This window comes from Umezawaea tangerina (assembly GCF_003002815.1).
GTDB lineage: Bacteria > Actinomycetota > Actinomycetes > Mycobacteriales > Pseudonocardiaceae > Umezawaea > Umezawaea tangerina.
Map to the genome: position 1 here is coordinate 839954 of NZ_PVTF01000002.1, position 22342 is coordinate 862295.

The 22342-nt window shown below is 73.3% G+C and carries 16 protein-coding genes; 1 reads left to right on the forward strand and 15 read right to left on the reverse strand.

The features are described 5' to 3' along the window. The first annotated feature begins 161 nt into the window (after window positions 1-161). Entirely contained in the window at window positions 162-2216 is a 2055-nt protein-coding gene (locus tag CLV43_RS09775; RefSeq protein ID WP_170155771.1) for an AfsR/SARP family transcriptional regulator, read from the forward strand. Here the strand turns inward: CLV43_RS09775 and CLV43_RS09780 are convergent, their stop codons facing one another. The 15 genes from CLV43_RS09780 to CLV43_RS09845 form a co-directional block, all read right to left on the reverse strand. Continuing rightward, on the reverse strand, window positions 2217-3128 hold the full coding sequence (locus CLV43_RS09780; protein ID WP_146174712.1) for a DMT family transporter: 912 nt from the start codon (window positions 3126-3128) through the stop codon (window positions 2217-2219). It abuts the gene before it with no gap. An 86-nt stretch (window positions 3129-3214) separates the two neighbouring features. Beyond that, window positions 3215-4264: a [LysW]-lysine hydrolase gene (locus CLV43_RS09785; RefSeq protein ID WP_106186712.1), complete on the reverse strand. Its 1050-nt coding sequence runs from the start codon at window positions 4262-4264 to the stop codon at window positions 3215-3217. Next, window positions 4261-5070 carry a [LysW]-aminoadipate kinase gene (locus CLV43_RS09790; protein ID WP_106186713.1) on the reverse strand — a complete coding sequence of 270 codons (810 nt, stop codon included), beginning with the start codon at window positions 5068-5070 and terminating at the stop codon, window positions 4261-4263. The genes CLV43_RS09785 and CLV43_RS09790 overlap by 4 nt, the downstream gene beginning before the upstream one ends. Before the next feature lie 7 nt (window positions 5071-5077). After that, entirely contained in the window at window positions 5078-6100 is a 1023-nt protein-coding gene (gene argC / locus CLV43_RS09795) for an N-acetyl-gamma-glutamyl-phosphate reductase (protein ID WP_106186714.1), read from the reverse strand. Continuing rightward, window positions 6097-6939, reverse strand: a complete 843-nt coding sequence (gene lysX, locus CLV43_RS09800) for a lysine biosynthesis protein LysX (RefSeq protein ID WP_245886238.1) — start codon at window positions 6937-6939, stop codon at window positions 6097-6099. The genes argC and lysX overlap by 4 nt, the downstream gene beginning before the upstream one ends. Before the next feature lie 2 nt (window positions 6940-6941). Continuing rightward, window positions 6942-7121, reverse strand: coding sequence for a lysine biosynthesis protein LysW (locus tag CLV43_RS09805; RefSeq protein ID WP_106186715.1), 180 nt, complete (start codon window positions 7119-7121; stop codon window positions 6942-6944). A gap of 39 nt (window positions 7122-7160) precedes the next feature. Next, window positions 7161-8165 (reverse strand): transketolase family protein, encoded by a 1005-nt coding sequence (locus CLV43_RS09810; protein ID WP_106186716.1) that lies wholly within the window; start codon window positions 8163-8165, stop codon window positions 7161-7163. Beyond that, window positions 8162-9013: a transketolase gene (locus tag CLV43_RS09815; protein ID WP_245886239.1), complete on the reverse strand. Its 852-nt coding sequence runs from the start codon at window positions 9011-9013 to the stop codon at window positions 8162-8164. The genes CLV43_RS09810 and CLV43_RS09815 overlap by 4 nt, the downstream gene beginning before the upstream one ends. Continuing rightward, complete coding sequence (locus CLV43_RS09820; protein ID WP_170155772.1) at window positions 9010-10365, reverse strand: DegT/DnrJ/EryC1/StrS family aminotransferase; 1356 nt, start codon at window positions 10363-10365, stop codon at window positions 9010-9012. Before CLV43_RS09820 ends, CLV43_RS09815 begins: the two co-directional genes overlap by 4 nt. A gap of 153 nt (window positions 10366-10518) precedes the next feature. Next, window positions 10519-12108, reverse strand: a complete 1590-nt coding sequence (gene mdlC, locus CLV43_RS09825) for a benzoylformate decarboxylase (protein ID WP_106186717.1) — start codon at window positions 12106-12108, stop codon at window positions 10519-10521. Then, window positions 12096-12998: a prephenate dehydrogenase dimerization domain-containing protein gene (locus tag CLV43_RS47040; RefSeq protein WP_170155773.1), complete on the reverse strand. Its 903-nt coding sequence runs from the start codon at window positions 12996-12998 to the stop codon at window positions 12096-12098. The genes mdlC and CLV43_RS47040 overlap by 13 nt, the downstream gene beginning before the upstream one ends. Beyond that, the gene (locus tag CLV43_RS47700; protein WP_170155774.1) at window positions 12995-14251 is read right to left on the reverse strand and encodes a hypothetical protein; all 1257 of its coding nucleotides are present in this window, start codon (window positions 14249-14251) and stop codon (window positions 12995-12997) included. The genes CLV43_RS47040 and CLV43_RS47700 overlap by 4 nt, the downstream gene beginning before the upstream one ends. Beyond that, window positions 14248-16773, reverse strand: a complete 2526-nt coding sequence (locus CLV43_RS09835; protein WP_106186718.1) for a non-ribosomal peptide synthetase — start codon at window positions 16771-16773, stop codon at window positions 14248-14250. The genes CLV43_RS47700 and CLV43_RS09835 overlap by 4 nt, the downstream gene beginning before the upstream one ends. Window positions 16774-16842: 69 nt before the next feature. Next, on the reverse strand, window positions 16843-17895 hold the full coding sequence (gene gntD, locus CLV43_RS09840; protein WP_106186719.1) for a guanitoxin biosynthesis L-enduracididine beta-hydroxylase GntD: 1053 nt from the start codon (window positions 17893-17895) through the stop codon (window positions 16843-16845). A gap of 19 nt (window positions 17896-17914) precedes the next feature. Beyond that, window positions 17915-22339, reverse strand: coding sequence for a non-ribosomal peptide synthetase (locus CLV43_RS09845; protein WP_106186720.1), 4425 nt, complete (start codon window positions 22337-22339; stop codon window positions 17915-17917). Window positions 22340-22342 lie beyond the last annotated feature (3 nt).

The following is a 22342-nucleotide window of genomic DNA, read 5'->3' on the forward strand; positions in this document are numbered from 1 at the left end:
TCAAGTTCTGCTCCACCTACCGCTGGAACAGTCCACCGTGGCAACCGATCCGCCGGGTCTTGCCATTGTGCCCAATCCGATGACACGGGGGCAGCATGCGCACGGGTTACGTTCCTGACAACGGATACGACGTATTTTTCCGCATTCTGGGGCCACTGCAGGTGACCATCGCGGACCGGGTCGTCCAGCTCGCGAAGAACCGGCAACTCACCGTTCTCGCGCTGCTGCTGACCGAGGCGAACAAGGTCGTCTCGGGTGGCCGGATCATCGACGCCGTGTGGGGTGACGCTCCCCCCGTGACGGCGGACAAGCAGATCCAGACGTGCGTGTGGCGGCTGCGCAGCGCCTTCGAGAAGGCGGGCGGCACCGGGCTGATCGAGACCGCGCGCGGCGGTTACCTGCTGCGGCTGCCCGACGGCTGCCTGGACACCCAGGTGTTCGAGCGGGCGATGCTGCGCGGCCGCGAGCGCGCCGAGGACGGCGACCTGGCCGGTGCCGTCGAGGAGTACCGCTCGGCGCTGGCGCTGTTCCAGGGGCGGCCGATGGCCGAGCTGGACAGCCCCGCCATCGAGGCCGTGGCCGCGTACTGGTCGGAGCGCAGGCTGTCGGTGCTGGAGGAGTGCCTGGACATCGAGCTGGCCATGGGCAGGCACCGCGAGCTGGTCAGCGAGCTGCGGCTGCTGGTCGACGAGTACCCGCTGCGCGAGCAGCTGCGCGGACGGCTGATGACCGCGCTGTACCTGTCCGACCGGCGCGCCGACGCGCTCGCCGTCTACCGCGCGGGCCGCGCGACCCTGGTCAGCAACCTGGGCCTCGACCCGTGCGCGCGGCTGCAGGACCTGCACCGGCGGATCATCGCGGGCCACCCGGTGTCCTCGCCGCAGCCGCAGCGCGCCCGGTACGCCGCCAAGATCCCCGCCCAGCTGCCCGCCGACACCGGCGACTTCACCGGCCGCTCCGACGACCTCGACTGGCTCGACCAGGAGCTGCGCCGCGACCGCACCGGCGGCACCCCCATCATCACGCTGATCGGCCGCGGCGGCGTCGGCAAGTCCGCGCTGGCCGTGCACGCCGCGCACCGCGCCCAGGACCGGTTCCCCGACGGCCAGCTGCACGCGGACCTCAGGGGCAGCACCAGCCCCCTGCGCCCGCAGGTGGTGCTGAGCGGGTTCCTCCAGGCGCTGGGCACGCCGGAGCGCAGCATCCCGTCGGACCTCGCGAACCAGGCCACGCTGTTCCGCAGCATCACCGCGGGCAAGCGGCTGCTGGTCCTGCTCGACGACGCGGCGAGCAGCGCCCAGATCGAGCCCCTGCTGCCCGGTGGCAGCGACAGCGCCGTGCTGTGCACGAGCCAGTCGAGCATGGCCGAGACGCCGGGGGCGACCACCCGGCGCGTCGACGGCCTGGACACCGCGGACGCCGTGCGGCTGCTGTCGCGGCTCATCGGCGCCGAGCGGGTGTCGCGCGAGCCGGAGAGCTCGCGCGCGATCATCGGCCTGTGCGGCCACCTGCCGCTGGCCATCCGCGCCGCGGGCGCCCGCCTGCACACCCGGCCGACGTTCCGGCTGGAGCGGTTCGTCGACCACCTCGCCGACGAGAAGCGGCGGGTCGCCGAGCTGACCTACGGCTCGCTCGACACCGGCGCGCGCCTCACCGCCGCCGCCGACCGGCTCTCCCCCGCCGAACGACGGCTGTGGCTCGCGCTGAGCATCCTGGAGCTGCCGCACATCTCCGCGTGGGTCGCCGCGACTGTGGCGGGCACGTCGGAGGGCGAGGCGCAGCGCCTGCTCGACGGGCTGGCCGACCACCAGCTGATCGACGTCGTCGACGGCAACCGGCTCGGCGGCTCGCACTACGAGTACCACCCGCTCCTGCGCATCCTGGCCCGTCAGCGGGCCGACCAGGAGCTGGACGCCGCGGGGCTCATCGACGCGCTCGACCGCCTGGCCGACGTGTTCTCCTGGCTGGAGGACCGCGCGCACCGCGCCCTCGACCCGCACGGCGCGCCCGGCCAGCCGACGTTGCCGCCGGAGGGCGTGCTGCGGATCGGCCAGGGCCTGCTGCGCGACGTCACCCACCACGCCGAGCTGTGGCTGGCCCAGGAACGCCCCAACCTGCCCTGGCTGCGCACCCTCGCCACCGCCCGCGACCACCGCGGCCCCAAGCTGCCCACCCAGCAGTCCAGGGCCCTGCCCGCGGGCCACCACGTGGCCTGATCAGCGCCGCCGCACCAGTGCTCGCGAGACGGCGTTGTCCTGCGACAGCACCAGCCCGAACACCACCACCGCGCACCCGACCAGCGTCACCGGGTCGACGCCCTCGCCCAGCAGCACCACCCCGCCGACCACGCTCACCACGGGGTACAGGTTGAGCAGCAGCCCGGCCCGCGCGCTCGGCACCTTGGACAGGCCGTAGTTCCACAGCAGCATCCCGACCAGGTGGGCGCCCACGCCGTAGAGCGCCAGCACCACCCAGCCGATGGCGTCCAGCTCCCGCGCCGTCGCGACCACCTCGTCGAAGAACACGACGAGCAGCGGCAGCGTCCCCAGCCAGAGCGTGACCGCGCTGATCCGGAACGAGCCGAAGCGCCGCACCAGCGGGCCGACGGCCACCGAGTAGACGCCCCACAGGAACGCCCCGAGCAGCACGAGCGAGGCCCCGAGCAGCATCGACGGGTCGAACGCGACACCTCCGCCGACGCTCAGGGTGACCACGCCGGCGAACGCGACCACGAAGCCCCAGAGCAGGGGACGGGTCAGCGGCTGCTTGAGGACCACGACGCTGAGCAGGGCGATCCAGAGGGGTTCGGTGGCCAGCAGCGCGCCCGCGAGACCGGCCTCCACGTGCTGGACGCCGTAGGTCATCGAGACGTTGTAGGCGATGATGCCGACCACCGCGCAGCCCGCCACCGCGGCGAGCTGCCGAGGGGTCCAGCGGAGCTCGGTGAGCCCGGTCCACGGGATGAGCGGGACGTAGCACACCGACCCGATCGCGAGCCTGATGGCGATCAGCGCCATCGGGTCGGAGCCCTGGACGAGGAACCGGGTCGCCACCGGCGCCAGTCCCCAGAGGACCATCGCGACGAAGACGGCGGCCATGGCCTTCGCCTGGCCGTGTTCGGAGCTCACGATCAAGCGACTCTACTGGTGGGCGCACGAGGGCGCCGGACCCGGCGTACCGCCGGGGTCCGGCGCCGTCCTCGCGTCCCGAGTGGTCAGCCCGCCCCGGTCAGCTCCTGCGCCAGCAGCTCCAACGCCTCCCGCAGCACGTCGATCGCCGTGGCGTACTCGCCGAGGTCGATGTGCTCGCGGTCGGTGTGGTCCAGTGAGGAGTCACCGGGGCCGTAGACGGCCATCGGGACGTCCCACCGCGGTTGGACGATGTTCAGGTCCGCGGTGCCGGTCTTGAGCTTGAGCTTCGGCCGCTCCCCGCGCGCCCGGATCCCCGCGCACAGCGCGCGGACGACGAGACCGCGGGCGTCCACGCGCACCGCGGGCGTGCGGTCCTCGATCTTCAGGACCCCGTCCGCCGCGGCCTCGGCGAGGAACGACTCGAACGCGTCCAGGTCGAACCCCGGCGGCGTCCGGACGGAGATGGTCAGCGACGCCTCCTCGATGGAGCCGCCCATCTCCACCAGTGTCGGGATCGGACGGTCGAACGCCTTGGCGTCGTCGGTGGACAGGGCGTCGCAGTAGGCGGTGACCCTGTTCCAGAACACCACCCCCGCCTCGGTCGCCTTCTCCTCCGGGCTGGCGGTGTGGACGGACGGCCTGCTGACGTCGAACCGCAGCATGACCCGGCCCTTGTAGCCGATACCCACGCCCGCCCAGCCGTTCGGCTCGCCGACGAACCCCGCGTCCGGCCGGAACGTCTCGGCGAGGTGGGTGGCGCCCCGGCCGAACGTCTCCTCCTCGACGACACCCGCGACCACCAGCTGCACGCCCTGGACGTCGGCCTCGGCCGCCGCGCAGATCATCGCGGCCAGCGGCCCCTTCGCGTCGACCGTCCCGCGCCCGTGCAGCAGCGGACCCTCCAGCCGCACCGGGATCTGGCTCGGCACGGTGTCCATGTGCCCGATCAGGATGATCATCGGCGCCGTCGGGTCCCCGCGCCTCCCGATGACGTTGCCCACCTCGTCGACGTGGGCCTCGAACCCGAAGTCCGGCAGCACCTCCGCCAGGTAGGAGGCCAGCGCGGCCTCCTCGCCCGACGGCGACGGGATGCCGACCATCCGCAGCAGCAGGGTCTCGGCGCGCGTGCTCATCGTGCTCCTTCGACGAACGTTGTTCCGGAACCGGCGCGGGCGGCCAGCACCGGCGAGGGCACCCGGCCGTCCGCGAGGACGACGTGCGGCACACCCGCCAGCCGCGCCTCCCCCGCGCTGCGCAGCTTCACCTTCATCCGTCCACCGGCCAGGTCGAGGTGAGCGGCCAGGTCGTCGCAGGGGACCTCGGCCACCAGGCTCGCCGGGTCGTCCTGGTCGCGCAGCAGACCCGGCACGTTCGACAGCACGATCAGCCAGTCCGCGCCCAGGGCGACCGCCAGCCGCGCCGCGAACCGGTCCGCGTCCACGTTGAGCGGTCCCGCTTCCGGGTCCAGCGCGGGTGGCGACACCACGGGCACGTACCCACCGTCGAGCAGCGTGCGCAGCAGGTGCGGGTCCACGTCGGCGATCCGCCCGGACAGGTCGTCGCGCACGACCCGGTCGACGCCGTCGACCACCACCCGCGCGGGCGGGGTGCGGCGCGCGGTCACCAACCCACCGTCCACTCCGGACAGTCCGACCGCGCGCACGCCCGTCCGCAGCAGCTCGACGACCAGCGGCGGCTTGACCCGCCCCAGCATGCCCAGCGTGAGCGAGTCGAGCGCCTCGGCGTCGGTGTACCGGCTGCGCCTGCCGCCGCCGGAGGTCAGGTACCGGGTGGTGCGGCCCAGCTCGGCGGCGAGCCGGTCGGACTCGGCTCCGCCGCCGTGCACGACGACGACGGAGCTCCCCTCCGCGACCAGGTCGCGGATGTCGGCGCACGCGCGGGACATGTCGTCGCCGAGCGAGCCGCCGACCTTGACCACGAACCGCTCAGACCGGGTGGAGACCGGCGAAGGAGAGTCCAGCGGTCTCGTCCCAGCCGGAGGCGATGTTGAGGCAGTGGACGGCATTGCCCGCACCTCCCTTCACCAGGTTGTCCAGCGCGGCGACCACGACGAGGTGGTCGCCCGCGGAGTTGAGCGCGAGCCCGATGTCGCAGAAGTTGGTGCCGCTGAGGATCTTCGGCTCGGGCAGCCGGTGCAGCGCGGAGCGCTCCCGCACGAGCCGGACGAACGGCTCGTCGCGGTAGGCGTCGCGGTAGACCGACCACAGCTCCCGCTCGGTGACCGTCCGCGACGGCCTGATGTGGCAGGCCACCTGCACGCCCCGCACGGCCTCGATCGCGGTCACCGACATCTGCACCGGAACCCCGCACGCCTGCTCGATCTCCGCGGTGTGCCGGTGCCCGTGCGGCTTGGCCATCCGCAGCGCGCCGCTGCGTTCGGGGTGGTGGCTGCCCTCGTCGGGCGTGCGGCCACCGCCGCTGGACCCGGTGCGGGCGTCCACGAGCACCGCGCCGTCGACCAGCCCGGCCGCGGCGAGCGGGTGCAGGGCGAGGATCGCGGCGTTGGCCATGCAGCCGGGCACCGCGATGTGGCTCGCCCCGCGCAGGCCCTCCCGGTTCAGCTCGGGGATGCCCGCCTGGAACCGGGAGAGCCAGATCGGGTCCGGTGCAGGCCCCCGGTAGTAGCGCTCTCGGCGGGCGTGGTCGGTCAGCCGGAAGTCGGCGCTGAGGTCGACCACGACCGGCGCGACCGACGACCAGCGGTCGACCCCCTTCATCGACGCGCCGTGCGGCATGGCGAGGAAGACCACGTCGCAGTCCCGCACCTCGTCGTCGGTCACGTAGGTCAGGTCGCTCTGGTCGCGCAGGTTCGGGTGCACCGCGCGCAGCGGGCGACCGCTGTGGCGGGTGGACGTCACCTGGGCCAGCTCGACCTCCGGGTGCTGGAGCAGCAACCGGACGACCTCACCGCCGATGTACCCGCCACCGCCGATCACCGACGCCTTCATCCGGACAGCACCTCCTCGACATGACCCACGACGAGGTCCGCGACGTCCACCTCGGCCACCTCGGCGAGGCCGTGGAACTCCATCGTGTGGTTGACCTCGGTGACCAGCAGCTCGCCGGTCGACCGCTCGATCAGGTCGACGGCGAGCATGCCGCCGCCGACGGCCTCGGCGGCGCGCAGCGAGAGCTTCACCAGGTCCGGGCTCAGCTCGCACGGCGAGGTGGTCGCCCCGCGCGCCGTGTTGGTGATCCAGTGCTCCGACCGGCGGTAGACCGCCGCCACGACCTGGTCGCCGAGCACGATGGCCCGGATGTCGCGGCCCGGCTTGTCGACGAGCTCCTGGACGTAGAACACCGAGTGCGCGGGCGACCGCATCGCCTGCTTGTGCTCGACGAGGGTCTCGGCCGCGTCCCGGTCGTTGACCTTGGACAGCAGCCGCCCCCAGGACCCGACGGTGGGTTTGACCACCGCCGGGTACCCGATGGTCTCGATCGCGCGCAGCGCGGCGTCCGGCGTCACCGCGACCACCGTCCGCGGGGTCGGCAGACCCGCGCGGACGAGCGCCAGCGACGTCAGGACCTTGTCCCCGCAGGTCTCGATGACCGCGCTGGAGTTGACCACCTGAAGACCCGCGGCCTCGTACAGGCGGGCGGCGTACACGCTGCGCGTGTGCGACATGATCCGGTTGAACACCCCGCGGTAGCGCACCTCGGGACCCGTCTGCAGGTCGACGACCAGGCTGCGGTCGTCGACGGCCTCGTAGGGGATGCCGCGCCGCTCCAGCGCGGTGAAGATCATCCGCTCTTCGAGGCGGACGCGGGTCGTCAGGACGGCCAGCACCGCTACTCCCCGAAGTCTTCCTCGATCTCCGGCGCCAGGGCGAACTCGGTCGGGTCGAGGGCGATGACCTCGAGCTCGACCTTGCAGCCGGGGCACACGACGATCGACGTGACGCGCAGGCCGTCCGGCACCGGTACGGTCTCGGTGCAGTCGGGGCAGGTGCTCGCTGTTGCGGTTGTCATGACGCACTTCTCCTCTCACTGTTCATCCACTGTGGATGGTCAGGCGTGGATGTCCTTCTCCTGGCGGCCGCGCACCACGGCCCTCGCGGCGGCCACGACGCGGTCCGGGGAGACCCCGGCCACCTCCAGCTGCTCGCGGTGGGTGCCTGGCCTGGCGCAGAACGCGTCCGCCGTGCCGACCCGCAGCACGCGGGTGGGGTGGTGCAGCGAGGTCGCCTCGGCGACCGCGCTCCCCAGCCCGCCGAGCAGCGAGTGGTCCTCGACCGTCACGATCCCGGCGGTGGTGGCCGCCGCCCGGACCAGCGCCGGCACGTCGAGGGGCTTGATGGTGTGCATGTTCAGCACGGTGGCCTCGACGCCCCGCGCGGCAAGGGTCTCGGCGGCCTCCAGCGCGAACAGCACGGGGTACGACCCGGCGGCCACGATGGTCACGTCGCCGCCGGCGCGCAGCTCCACCGCCCGGCCGACGGTGAACTCCGCGTCCGCGTCCGCGTCGGGGTAGACGGGGTCGGTCTCGGCCCGGCCGAGCCGGATGTACACCGGTCCCGGCAGGTAGGCCGCCGCCCTGACCATGCGGGCGGTCTCCCCCGCGTCGGCGGGGGTCATCACGGTCATGCCGGGTAGGGTCCGCATGACCGCGAGGTCCTGCTGGGCGTGGTGCGTCGGCCCGAGGTGCGCGGCGGAGAAGCCCGAGTGCGTGGCCACGATCCGCACCTGCAGGGCGTGGTAGGCGATGTCGACCTTGACCTGTTCGAGCGCCCGCGCCGAGGCGAACGCGGCCATGGTGTTGACGAACGGCAGGATCCCGGTGCTCGCCAGCGCTGCGCTGACGGACATCAGGTTGGCCTCGGCGATGCCGAGGTCCACGTACTGGTCGGGCAGCTCGGCCTCGAACTGCTTCTCCAGCCCGCCCATGTCCGAGTCCACGCACCAGATCCGGCCGTCCGCGCGGGCCAGCTCCAGCAGCGTCTCCCGGTAGGCGGCCCGGTCGGACGCGGGCGCCGGGGCGGGCGCCTGCGCCGCGGCGACCAGGGCCCCGCTCATGCCGCGGCCCGCAGTGCCGCGAGCGCGCGCTCGTAGGCGGCGGGGCTCAGCTTCGCGAAGTGCCCCTGCTTGCGGTGCTCCAGGTGCCGGACGCCGCGGCCCTTCACGGTGTCCGCGACCAGCACGGTCGGCCGCCCGGACCCCGGCGCCGAGCGCAGGGCGGGGACCAGCCGGGCGAAGTCGTGACCGTCCACGACGGACGCGTTCCAGCCGAACGCGCGCCACTTGTCGGTCAGCGGCTCCAACCGCATCCGGTCCTCGGTGGACCCGTTGATCTGCAGGCGGTTGCGGTCGACGACCGCGGTGAGGTTGTCCAGCCCGAGGTGCGCGGCGGACATCGCCGCCTCCCAGACCGAGCCCTCCTGGAGCTCGCCGTCGCCGAGCAGGACGTACACCCGGTTGGGCAGCACGGCCCGGCGCGCGGCGAGCGCGAGCCCGACGCCGAGCGACAGCCCGTGGCCCAGCGAACCGGTCGCGAACTCCACGCCCGGCACGGACAGCGTGGGGTGCGCCATCAGCCTGCCCTCGGACCGCCCGTAGGTGGCCAGCTCCTCGCGCGGCAGGAAACCGCGCTCGGCCAGCGTCGAGTAGAGCGCCGCGCTGGCGTGGCCCTTGCTGAGCAGGAAGTGGTCGCGACCGCTCCACCGCGGTTCGTCGGGCCGCACGCGCAGCACGTCGAAGTAGAGCGCCACCAGGATGTCGGCCGCCGACAGCGACCCGCCGACGTGGGTGCCGATCGGACCGGCGCCGATCGCCAGCACGTGCTCCCGCACGGCCAGCGCCCGGCGTTCCAGCCCGACGACGTCCACACCGGCCCCGGTGGGCGCCTCCGCGGTCTGCACGGTCACGCGGCACCCACCTTCGTCTCGGAGTAGCCGGGCACCGCGGCCCACGGGGGCTCGTAGTCCAGCGACCGGGCGAACCTGCCGACGACGTCGAGGTGCTGCCACACGCGGTCGAACGCGTCCGCGTACTCGGCGAGCGCGGGACCGGCCTCGGGGTTGAGGTGCATCCGGCGCAGGCACAGCGAGTCCTCGATGACCTGGCAGGTCACCGGGTAGTCGGCGAGGTCGTAGCGCTGCGGGTTGGTGCCCGGCAGCGACCACGGGTAGCCCTGGCCGTAGGCGTCCTGCTTCTGGAACACGGGCTGACCGGGCAGCGGGATGATCTGGTAATGGGTGAGCGGCACGCCCTCGGCCAGCAGCGCGCGGCGCAGCGCCTGGCGGAACCGGCCGGCCGTCACGCCCTCCAGGCCCGCGGCCTCCGGGTCGAAGCGGAAGCGGAGCATGTGCCACATGTGCGTGCGGTCCGCGGGCACGGTGGGGATGACGATGCCGGGCAGCTGCGCGAGCCGGTCGAGGAACACCGGGACGTTCTGGTCGCGCTTGGCCTGGTACTCCCAGAACCGGTCGAGCTGCGCGCGGGTGAACGCGGCGAGCACCGAGCTCAGCTTGAGGTTGGAGCCGCGGGTGGCCGAGACGTACAGCCGCTCCTCGGTGCTGAGGTCCTCGCCGAGGATGCGCAGGCTGCGGACGCGTTCGGCGACCTCCTCGTTGTCGGTGGTGATCAGGCCGCCCTCACCGCAGGTGGGGATGCTCTTCTCGACGTTGAGGCTCCAGCAGCCGACGTCGCCCAGCGAGCCGATCGTCTCGCCGCGGTACTGGCCGCCCTGCGCCTGCACGGCGTCCTCGACGACCAGCAGGTCGTACTTCCGCGCCAGCGCGCGGATCTCGTCCATGTCGGCGGGCAGGCCACCGAGGTGGACCGGGACGATGGCCCTGGTCCGGTTGGTGATCTTCTCCTCGATCTTGGTGACGTCGATGTTGAACGTGACCGGGTCGATGTCGACGAACACCGGGATCGCCAGCTGGTAGAGCGGTGCCATCGCGGTCGCCACGTAGCTGAGGGCGGGCACGATCACCTCGTCACCGGGCTGGATGCCCAGTGCGGTGAGGGCGAGCTCCAGCGCCACCGTGCCGGAGTTCACCGCCACCGCGTGCCGGGTGCCGCAGAACTGGGCCCATTCGCTTTCCAGGCCGTGGATCTCCGGCTCGTTCTTCGCGCCGACGGTGAACTTCCGGTGGTCCAGCACACGCAGGACGGCGTCCCTCTCCGCGTCCGTGACCACCGGCCACTCCAGCCGCCGGTACTCCGGCCGCACCGCGGGCTTGCCGCCGAACATCGCCAGCTCCGCCTTCATATCTCTTCCTCTCGCCACACGACAGGCGACGGTCCGTTCCGCGTCGCGCTGGGGTTGTTTTCGAAGAGCCACGCGGTGGCGCTGTCGGCGCCCACCTGCTCTTCACGGTAATTTCCGGCTCTCTCGCAGCGGTATCAGGAAAGAATCGACGCGCTAGTACATCGTCGGGGGGTCGGGGTCGACGCGGACGTGCACGAGGTGCGGCCCGTCGTCGGCCAGCGCGGCGGCCAGCGCCGCCTTCAGGTCGGCGGGATCGGTGACCGACCTGGCCGGGCAGCCCATTCCCTCGGCGAGGGCGACGAAGTCGAGCCCGCCCAGGTCGACGCCGGGGATGTTGCGCCCGCCCGCGGCCGCGCCGAGGGTGCGCACGGCCGAGTACTGGGCGTTGTCCAGGATCACGAACACCACCGGCACCTGTTCGCGCACGGCCGTCCACAGTGCCTGGATGCCGTACATCGAGGACCCGTCGCCGATGACGGCGACGACCTTGCGGTCCGGTCGGGCGAGCGCGACGCCGACCGCGGCGGGCAGGCCGTAGCCCAGTGCGCCGCTGGCGGTGGTGAGGAACCCGGTGTCGGTGGACGTGATCGGCAGGTGGTCGTGCAGGAGGGTGCGGTGGCTCGGGGTCTCCTCCACCACGATCGCGTTGTCCGGCAACAGCTCCGCGAGCGTCGCGTACGCGTAGCCGCCGGAGATCGGGGTCGTCTCGACCGGTCGCGGCGGCCGGGGTGGTGGGGTCGGGAGTGGACGGTCGGCCTCGCGCACGCGGTCGCGCAGCGCGGTGAGGGCGAGCTTCGCGGTGGCCCGCACGCCGACGCCCTCCCGCGCCCTGGCCAGCGCGTCGGGGTCGTCGCCCACCAGGAACAGCGGCGGCAGCGGGACCTCGGCCTCGCCGCGGTGCACGTGGTAGGTGAACGCGGGCGCGCCGAGCACCACGACCACGTCGTGCTCGGCCAGCGCGGCGGCCGTGGCCCGGCGTTCCGGGCTGAGGAATCCCCGGAACAGCGGGTGGTCCTCGGGGAACGAGCACCGGGCGGACACACCGCTCGCCCACACGCCCGCGCCGAGCCGTTCGGCGAGCGCGACGAGGTCGGGGACCGCGCCGTCCTCGTCGACCGCGGGCCCGGCCACGATCCCCGGCCGCGCGCTCGCGTCGAGCGCGGCCACCAGCCCGTCCAGCGCGGCCGGGTCCGGGGCGTAGCCGGGGATGCGCGGCCGGACCACGACCGGCTTCTCCGCCACGGCGTCCCAGTCGTCCACCGGCACCGACACGAACACCGGACCCTGCGGGGCCTGCGTGGCCACGTGGTAGGCCCGCGCGATGGCGGCCGGGACGTCCTGCGCCCGCGCGGGTTCGCAGCTCCACTTCACGTACGGCTTGGGGAAGTCGACCGCGTCGGTGGCGCCGAGGAACGGGTCGTCGGGCAGCAGCGTGCGCATCTGCTGGCCCGCGACCACGATCATCGGCGTGCGGTTGCGGAAGGCGGTGAACACGTGGCCCAGCCCGTGCCCCAGCCCGCCCGCCGAGTGCAGGTTCACCAGCACCGGGCGGCGTGCCGCGTGCGCGTAGCCGTCGGCCATCGCGACGACCACGGACTCCTGGAGCCCCAGCACGTAGCGGAAGTCGTCCGGCCAGTCGGTGAGGAAGGCGATCTCCGTGGTGCCGGGGTTGCCGAACACCGTGGTGAGGCCCAACTCGCGCAGCAGGTCCCTGGTCGCGTCGCGCACCGTCAGCTCGTCCATGTCCCGTCCATTCCCCTGATCGGCCCGTCCGCGAACAGCCGGGCGCACCGGTCGCGCAGCCGGGGCGCGTGGTCGCCGAGCCCGTCCTCGATCCGGCGCACCCAGTCCTGGAAGCCCGTGTCGTCACCGGCCGACGCGAGCTTGTCGAGCGAGAGCACGGCCTCGCCGAGCGCGGCGCGGGCGGCGGCCGCGTGCGGGTTGGCGGCCTGGATGTCCCAGTAGACGTCCGGGTTGCCGCCGGTGATCCTGGCCAGCACGGCCAGCATCGTGAGGTGCGGCGGCGGCGCGAGTCCGATGAGGACGGACGGGTCGCCGTGGTCCGCCACGACCGCGCCGAAGGCGAGCACGGCGGCGTGCGTGGCGACCTGGAGGACGGCGGTCGTGCGGTCGTGCTCCTCGGCCGACAGCCCCACCACCCGCGCGCCCTCGGCGGCGACCAGGTCCAGCAGCTCCGCGGTGCGCGGGCCGTCGACCACCCGGACCGCGGCGACCGCGTTGCCCGCGAAGCCCAGGCCCGGCGCGAACATCGGGTTCAGCCCGCACACCTCCGCACCGCGTTCCTCCGCCAGCGCGGTGAGGCCGCGGGTGACGACCTGCTGCACCGACAGCGTCTCCACGAGCAGCGCGCCCGCGCCGACGGCCTGTGCGCAGGCCTCGGCCGCGACCAGCGCGACGGACTCCGGCAGGGCGAGGACCACGACGTCGGCGGACCTCACCGCGTCGAGCACCGCGACCGACGGCACGCGGGCGTCGCCCACCACCGACTCGACCCCTTCGACGTCGCACGGGCGGACGTCGACCGAGACGACCGGACCCCGGCGCAGGCAGAGCCGGGCGAACAGGCCGCCGACCGCGCCCGCGCCGCCGACCACGACCGTGCGCCCGGTCACGTCGTCCCCGCGATCCCGGCCAGCCCACCGGTGTCGAGCACGACCAGGTCGACCGGGCCGGTCAGGTCGGGGGCGCGCAGGGCGAGCCAGCGCCGCAGCCTCGGCGCCAGCCCGCCGTGCGTGCGCGCCGCCCGGCGGGAGGCGACGCCGGAGCGCTGGAGGACGGCGTCGAAGTGGTACTCCGCGCCCGTGAGCGGGGCGGCGAAGGTGACCTCGTAGCCGTGGTCCGCGCCGATGGCCTCGACCTCGTGCCAGTCCACGCCGTGTCCGTAGCCGTAGCGGACGGCCGCCGAGCGCGACTCGTGCGCGCGCCAGGCGAGCACCGAGTCGACGACGCCCGCGAGCGGGATGCCGACCAGCCGCACCCGTTCCACCCCGCGTCCGGCGAGCAGGCTGCCCAGGTGCTCCGGTGACTGCACCTCGCGGTTCCAGCGCAGCATGGGCAGCTTCGGGTGGGCGTCGGCGTGCCGCAGCACGACGTCGAAGTCGCCGACCGGGCCGAGCGGCGGGTACGCGTGCGCCTCGATGCCGTGGCCGACCGCGAGTCCGCGCAGCAGCGCCGGTGGCGACCAGCCCGCGGCGTCCGGGGTGGTGCGCGGGTGGCCGGTGCGGGTCCACGTGGTCAGCCGCTCGACCCTGGGGTCGCGCAGGTTGGCCACGAACACCGCGCCGGTGTCGCCGACGATCCGCAGCCAGCCTGCCACGGTCGCCGGCAAGTCCAATGTGGACAGCGACGGCGACCCCAGGTCCACCAGCACCAGGTCGTAGGCCTCCGGCGTGGTGAGCGGGTCGCCGACCGACGGGATCGCCCGCACGCGCATCCGGCGCCGCAGGTCGGGCCTGCGGGTGAGCACGTCGCAGACGCGGTCCAGCGACAGGTCGACCAGCCGGTAGGTCTCGCACTGCGCGGACAGCGCGGCGGGCAGGTCGACGTCGCCGATGCCGATCTGCAGCACCCGGCGGGGCGCCAGCCGGTTCACCCGGTCCAGCAGCTGGGCGATCCGCGCGGGCCGGGTCGGGACCACGGCGGGCTCCCGGCGCGGCACCACCACGGCCACGGTGCGCCCCGCCTGGCGCAGGACGACCACCTGGGCGACCAGCGGGTGCGCGGCCAGGGCGGTGCGCAGCTCGGAGGACGGGTCGGGGGCGGTGAGGTCGAGCCGGTCTCCCCCGTCGGCGAGGTACAGGCCGTCGCCCCTGGCGACGGCGGCGAGGTCAAGGCCGCCGGGCGGCCGCGAGTCGAGGAGGGTCATGGCGTCGGCACCGGCTCGACCTCGAGGGTCCTCAGCAGCTGCGCGTCGATCTTGCCGCTGGGGCTGCGCGGGAGCTTCGGCAGCACCACGAACCGGTCGGGGTGCATGTAGGCGGGCAGCAGCCGGGCCACCTCGCCGCGCAGGTCGCCGTCGGTGAGACCGGGGTCCGGCGACGCGACGAACGCGATCACCTGGTCCACGCCGTTGGCGCCGGTCCGCACCGTGACGACGCAGTCCGCGACCGACCGGTGGTTACGCACCGCGGCCTCGATCTCGCCGAGCTCGACCCGGAAACCGCGCAGCTTCACCTGGTTGTCGACGCGCCCGATGATGTGCAGCTCGCCCTCCGCCGACCACAGGCCGCGGTCGCCGGTGCGGTAGATCCGCTCCCCCGACGCGCCGAACGGGTCGGGCAGGAACCGGTCGGCCGTCGTACCGGGCCTGCGGTGGTAGCCGCGGGCCACGGCCGGGCCGCCGATGTAGATCTCGCCGGGCAGGCCGGGCGGCGCGGGCCGCAGCCGTCCGTCGAGCACGTGGACGCGGTAGTTGGGCAGCGGGCCGCCGATGGGGATCTTGCCGCCGGTCGCGTCGGCGAAGCCGCACCGGTGCGCGGTGGCCCACACCGAGCACTCGGTCGGACCGTAGTCGTTGAGCAGCACCGCCTCCGGGCAGTCGAGCAGGTGCCACGCGACGAGCTTCGGCGGCATCGGCTCACCCCCGACCGACACCAGCCGCAGCCGTTCGAGCCCGGTGCCGCCCGCGGCCTGCAGGACGAGGCCGTAGTGCGAGGGCACGGAGTGGATGTGGGTGATCGGCGCGCGCAGCAGCAACGCCCGCAGCGCCAGCAGGTCGTGCGCCTCGACCTCGGTCGGCAGCACCACGGTGCCGCCGCCGGTGAGCGTCCAGTAGAGCCCGCCCGCGGCGCCGTCGAAGCACAGCGGCATCGTCACCAGGTCGCGCTCGGGCGGCGCTCCGCCGACGCCCCGCGCGTGCGTGGAGACGACGATCGACCGGTGGCTCACCGCGACGCCCTTGGGCACGCCGGTCGAGCCGGAGGTGTAGATCAGGTAGGCGACGTCGGTGGGGTCCACCGCGACCGCGACCGCGGGGGCGTGGTCGGGCTCCCCGGCGCAGTCGGCGAGCCGCAGCACCGGGACGGGCGCCTCGAACGGTCGGTGCGCCACCACGACCCGCGCGCCGGAGTCGGCCAGCACGTGCCGGATCCGCTCGGCCGGGTAGGACGGCTCGACCGGGACGTACCCGGCACCGGCCTTGAGCACGCCGAGCATCGCCACGATCGGCTCCGCGGCCCGGTCGGCGAGCACCGCGACGAGGTCACCGGTGCCGATCCCCCTGGCTCCCAGCGCGTGCGCGACCCGGTTGGCGCGGGCGTCCAGCTCGCCGTAGGTCAGCTCGACACCGCCGCACACGACGGCGACGGCGTCCGGGGTGGCGACGGCGTGCCGTTCCACCAGGGTGTGCAGGCAGGTGTCCTCGACCGACCGGTCCTCGCCGGTCGACCAGGCCGTGACGGCGTCGTGCTCCTCGGGGGTGAGCGCGGCGATGTCGCCGACCCGCTGGTCGGCGGTGATCCCGGCGAGCACGGCGAGGAGCCGGTTGGCGGCCACGAACACCGCCCGCGTCTCGTAGAGCCCGGCGTCGTAGTCGATGCGCAGGGTGCCGTCGGCGGTGAGGGCGATGTCCAGCTCGTGCTTCGCACGGCCGTCGGACACGTGCACGGGTGTGGCGGTGAACGCCCCGAAGGTCTCCGGCCTGCCGTCGTCGTGGCGGCCGACGGCGACGGTCGCACCCGCCGACCTCACCACGGGCACACCCCGCGCGAGTCCGTTGTGGACGGTGCGGACCAGGTCCTGGGCCCGCACGTGGTCCCGCACCCGCACCGGCACCAGGACCGGGTCCGGTGCCGACACCACGAGGTCCGCGTCGGGCAGGCCGCGGTAGCGGGCCAGCAGGACGGCGACCGCGGCGGTCAGGACGGCTTCGGTGGACACCCCGTGCGCGGCCGCGAACTCGGCGGGTGCCGGTCCGCACGGCCTGCGCAGGGTGCTCGCCGACCCCGACGGCTGCCCGCCGCCCCGCAAGGCGGCGGGCAGGTCGAGCGGGGGGACCGCGGCCAGGGCGCGTTCGCCCGCGGCCTGGGCGGGCACGTCCCGCTGCTCCGGGTCGAGCGCCCAGGACAGCACGGTGCCGGGATCGAGGTCCCCCTTGGTGACGACGACGGCGAGGTGCCGGTCGCGGGCGAGCCGGGCCAACGCGAGCCGAGCCGGTGCGGCGTCGACCCCCGCCGCCTCCATCTCGCCCCGGACCAGCTCACCCCAGCAGGCCGCGGCCCGCTCGTCGGTGCCCAGGTCCGAAGTGGACTCGTGCGGTGGTGCGGAGAAGTCGTACCCGGCAAGGCGCAGCGCCGGGTGGGCCGCGGCGAGCCGGGCCCTGGTGCGGGTGAGGTCGAGCTCGCCCAGCACCAGCCAGGCACGGTCGGTCAGGTGCGTAGGGTCGGGCACTGGACTCCTCCTCCGTAACGGCGCCGAGCCGACCACGGGGTGGCACGTGCGCCACCCCGTGGTCAGGACTCAGAGCAGGACGCGCTCGTGGGCTGCCGCCCGGTAGTGGCGCGACCTGCGCAGGTCCCTCGTGACGATCACTTTCTTCAACCAGCGGTCGGTGCCGTCGAACCGGGCGCGGAACTCGCTCCGGCCGTGCACGGCCTTGTAGTTGTCGACGACGAGCAGGTCGCCCGCGCCCAGCGCGATCTCGGTGAGGTTCGCGTCCAGCACCGCCACCAGCGCGTCCAGGGCCTCCGCGGCCTCCGGGTCGCCCGGCCTGGCGGTCATGAACGCCGGGTCGATGCGCAGGTAGGGCGAGTCCGGGTGGCCGAACAGGACCGCGCTGGGTTCGGGGCTGTCCTTCATCCGCTCGATGGTGTGCACCTGGTCCGTGCCCTCCACGAGGGCGCGGGCCCGGTTGACGTGCTCGTTGTCGGGCCGGATGAGGAAACGCCGCTCCGCCAGCACCTCGCGGTGCCGAGGGGCGATGTCCACCTCGTCGATGCTCGACACGGTCGTCGGCACGGCGTCGTGGTTGCGCACGCCGAGCAGCAGGAGGTAGTCGCACCGGTGCGGGTGGAACCCGTCCTCGGTGTGCCACTCCAGTTTCACGGTGCCGTGACCGCTCTGCTCCCGCTGCTCGGTCGGCATCGGCACCACGTTGTGCAGGAGCCTGCCGTTCTGCAGCGTCGACCACCCGAAGATGTCGCCGAGCAGGCTGGCCACCAGCACCAGGTAGACCTCGTGCGCCGTGAGGGCCGCGGCCCGGTCCGGAGCGGGCGTCTCGCGCCAGTCCATCGGGGTCGGGCCGATCTCGGCGTCGTCGATGCGCAGCCCGCGCACCACCAGTGCGGCGGCGGGCTCGGTGAGCCGGAACTCCCGCAGCTCGTCGACCAGGCTCTGCGGGAACCGCTGGGCCAGGCCCGCCGCCGCGGCCAGCAGCGCCGGAGCGGTGCTGGACCCGTGGTCGGCGGCGATGTTGCGGGTGAGCGTGTCGACGTCCTTGGCGTCGATGGAGGACAGGTCCAGGTAGCGGACGGTCCGCTCAAGAGCGGTGGTTCCTGTCGGATTTCCCTTCATGACGTGCCTTCCTTGCTTTTCAGCGCACGACGTCCTGAGGTGCGGGCAGGTATCCGTTCTCGACGAGGAAGCGGAAGCACGAGTGCGCCCACTGCTCGTTGACCGGCGGGCACTCGATGCCGGAACCCTCCAGTGCCTCGAGCAGCACCTTGCACTCGTCGAGCGGGTCGACCTGCTGCTGCAGCTCGGGGTCGAGCGCCGCGTGCCGCATCGAGGCCACGCGCAGCAGCGGGGTGAGCGGGTAGAGGATGTGGTCCTCGTCCACCTCGAGCGCCTGCCTGCGGGCCTCCTCCTCGGCCACCACGTTGAGGTCGTAGCCGAACGACCGCAGCCACTGGTAGCACTGCTGCATCGTCGTGGGTTCGCGGTTGGTGATGTTGAAGTTCTTGCCGAGGTTCTCCTCGCGCAGCGAGGTGTAGACGATCGCCTCGGCGGTGTAGTCGACCGGCACGGCGTTGATCACGTCGTTGTAGAGCGGCAGGACCCCGAGGTCGAGGAAGCCCTTGAGGTAGACGTAGAGGTAGTCGGTGTCGTGCGAGGCACCGGTCTTGGTGTGGCCGGTGATCATCCACGGGCGCTGGATCGTGACCGGGACACCGCGGTCGCGGGCGATGACGGTGATCTTCTCGGCGACCCACTTCGTGCGCGGGTAGCCGGTCGGGACCTTGACCGGGCGGTCGCCGAGGTCGTCCTCGGTGAACGGCCGCGCGGCGCCGGTGCCCATGAAGACGTCCACACTGGACACGAGGTGGAACACCTTGAGGGTGGTGTTCGTGCACAGCCGCAGCAGTTCCTCGGTGCCGAGCACGTTCGCGGCCTTCATCGCCTCGAACGGGTAGGTGAAGTTGACGATCGCGCCGCTGTGGTAGATCGAGTCGAGCGAGGCGGCGTAGCCGTCGAACTCCTCCTTCGACAGGCCGAGGTAGGGCTTGGCGAGGTCACCGACGACGACCTTGATCCGCGAGCGGTAGGACTCGTCCCACGCGCGGTACTTGCGGAACGTCTCCTCCAGCCGGTCCCACGCCGCGTCGGCGCTCTCGCCGCGCACGAGGCAGTGCACGGTGGCGTCGGTGCGCTTGACCAGCTCGACCGCGATGAACACGCCGAGGTAGCCGGTGGCGCCGGTGACGAGCACGTTCTTGGGCTCGAACCAGTTCGCCCTCGGCAGCCCGTCGGGCTTGATGGCCGGGTCGAGCTTCACATCGGCGACGAGCTCGGACACCTGCTGCGCGTAGAGCGCCGCGCTGTCCACGTCGTTGCGGTCGCGCTGGTGCGTCTCGACGACCCGCGCGATGCCCTGCACCGTGGGGACGCGGAAGACCTCGTCGATCGGCAGCTCGATGTCGTTCTCGCGGGAGAGCTGCGCGGCGAGCCTGGCCACCAGCAGCGAGTTGCCGCCCAGCGCGAAGAAGTCCGCGGTGGCGCTGATGTGCTGGAGGCCGAGCACGGAGGCGAACGTCTCCGCGATGCCCGCCTCCAGCTGGCTGGCGGGCTCGACGAACCCGCTGGCGATGATCTCCTGCGGGGCGGGCAGCGCGGCGGTGTCGATCTTGCCGTGCCGGGTGAGGGGCATCCGCTCCAGCGTCACGAAGCCGCTGGGCACCATGTAGTCCGGCACCTGGCCGATGACGTGGTTGACCAGCGTCTCCTGGGTGAGCACGCGACCGATGACCGGCACCACGTAGGCGACCAGGCGCGGCACGCCGGGCTGGTCCTCCCGCACGGTGACGACGGCCTCGGCGACCAGCGGGTGGCGCAGGACGACGTTCTCGATCTCGGACAGCTCGATGCGGAAGCCGCGGATCTTGACCTGGGTGTCGGTGCGGCCGAGGAACTCGATCGTGCCGTCGGCCTGGTAGCGGGCCAGGTCGCCGGTGCGGTAGAGCCGGGCGCCGGGCTCGGTGGCGAACGGGTCCGGCAGGAACCGCTCCGCCGTCATCGCCGCGCGGTTGACGTACCCGCGGGCCACGCCGTCACCACCGATGTAGAGCTCACCGGGGACGCCGGGCGGCACCGGGTTGAACCGCTTGTCCAGCAGGTAGATCCGGCCGTTCGGGACCGGACGGCCGATCGGCACCCTCGGCAGCTTGGCGTCGGCCGGGGACACCGGGTGCACCGACGCCCACACCGACGCCTCGGTCGGGCCGTACTCGTTGAACAGGGCCGTGCCCGGCGAGCGGCGGTAGTGCTCGGCGACCAGGCTCGGCGGCAGCGCCTCACCGGCGACGACGGTGGTGACCACCGAGTCGTGGGGTTCGAGGTCGGTCTCCAGGAGCACCGCGTACTGCGAGGGCACGCCGTCGACGTGGGTCACCCGGCGGCCGCGGATGAGCTTGCCGAGCAGCCGCGGGTCGAGCACCTCGGCGTCGGTCGGGAGGACGACCGTGCCGCCGCGGCCCAGCGTCCAGTACAGACCGCCGCCGGCGGCGTCGAACGTGAGCGGGGCGAGGACGAGGTAGCGCTCCGGCAGACCGGGCCCCTCGATCGCGGCGCGGGCCGCGGTGGAGTGCACGATCGAGCGGTGCTCGACGGCGACGCCCTTGGGACGACCGGTGGAACCGGAGGTGTAGATGACGTAGGCGAGGTCGCCGCTGTCCACAGTGGACGTGGGCGCGACGTTCTCCCCGTCGGCGGTCGGGATGGTGACCCGCCCGGTCCCCGCGAGCTCCGCCGGGAGGCCGTCCAGCGCCTCCGGCCGACCGACGAACAGGCCGATGCCCGCGTCGTTGACGATGAACGACAGCCGGTCCGCCGGGTAGGTCGGGTCCAGCGGCACGTACGCGCCACCGGCCTTGAGCACACCCAGCAGGCCGACGACGGCGTGCACCGAGCGGTCGACCAGCACACCGACGCGGGACTCCGTGCCCACCCCGGCCTCGACGAGCTCGGCGGCCAGCGCGTTGGCCCGGTTGTCGAGCGAGGCGTAGGTCAGCTCGACGCCGTCCGCGGCGAGCGCGACGCCCGTCGGGTTGGCGGCGGCCGCGGCCTCCACCAGGCCGTGCAGCGTCCGGGCGCGGTCGTGCGCCAGCCGGGTGCCGTTCCACTCCCCCACGACCTGCTCGCGTTCGCGGTCGGTGAGCAGCGGGATCTCCGCCAGCGGCAGCGACGGGTCGGCGACGGCCTTCTCCAGCAGCAGCAGGACGTGGCCGAGGAACCGCAGGACGGTGGACCGGTCGAACAGGTCGGTGTTGTACTGCGCCCGCAGGGTCAGCTCCCCGTTGCGGCGCACCGCGTACAGGTCGATGTCGTGCGGGGTCCACGTGGTCGGCAGGTCGAGCGGCGTGGCCGTGGCGCCGGGCACCTCGCGGGAGCCGGACTCGTCCTCGAAGGTGAAGAACGTCTGGAACAGCGGGGTGCGGCTGAGGTCGCGCTGGGGCTGCGCGGCCTCGACGATCCGGTCGAACGACAGGCGGGCGTGCGTGAGCGCCTCGGCGTGCACCGTGCCGACGCGGGGCGCCAGGCGGGACAGCGAGTCGGTGTCGCCCAGCTCGACGCGCAGCGGCACCGTGTTCTCCAGCGGTCCCACCAGGCTCGCGCCGTCGGAGTGCCACGACGCGGGCACCGCGACGCCGACCGCGATGTCGCGCTGCTGCGAGTAGCGCGACAGCACGGCGAGGTAGGCCGACAGCAGCACCTCGGACTCGGTGCCGTACGCCGTCACGGCGTCGGTGAGGCCGCGCGGTACCGGCACGGTGACCGCGTCGCCGTGGATGGTCTTGAGCGGCGGACGCGGGCGGTCGGTCGGCAGGCCGAGCGGGGTCAGCGCGGCGAGCTGGTCGCGCCAGTAGTCGATGTCCTTGGTGGCGTCGTCGCTGTTGACCCAGTCGCGCTGGGCGCTGACGAGCGAGTGGAAGTCGACCGGGGTGGCGAGCACGTCGCCGGAGGTGCCGTCGACGAGCGCGGCGTAGCGGGTCAGCACCTCGTCGGCCAGCAGCTTGACCGAGCGGCGGTCGGCGACCATCTGGTGCAGGGTCAGCACCAGCACGTGGTCGTCCTCGGCCGCGCGCAGCAGCGTGGCGCGGATCAGCGGGCCCTTGGCGAGGTCGAACCGCAGCTTGGTGTCCGAGGCGACCACGCGGGCCAGCTCGGCGTCCAGGTCGGCGGCGTCGACGTCCACGACGGGCAGCCGCAACGTCACCGCGGGCGCGGTCGTGGCCAACGGGTGGCCGTCGACCTCGCGGAACGTCGTGCGCAGCACCTCGTGGCGCTGCACGACGGCGGTCAGGGCCTGCTGCATGGCGGCGGGTCCGATGTCACCGGACAGCCGCACCGCGGTGCTGACCTGCCACGGCTTGCTGTCGTCGAGCTGGAGCAGCATCCACAGCCTGCGCTGCTCCAGGGAGAGGTTGCTGGGCGTTGCCTCGGCGGAACCGTCCAGGAGCTGGGCGAGCAGCGCGCGCTTCTCCTCCGGCGTCATGGATTCCAGCTCGGGCTGCTGGCTCATCGG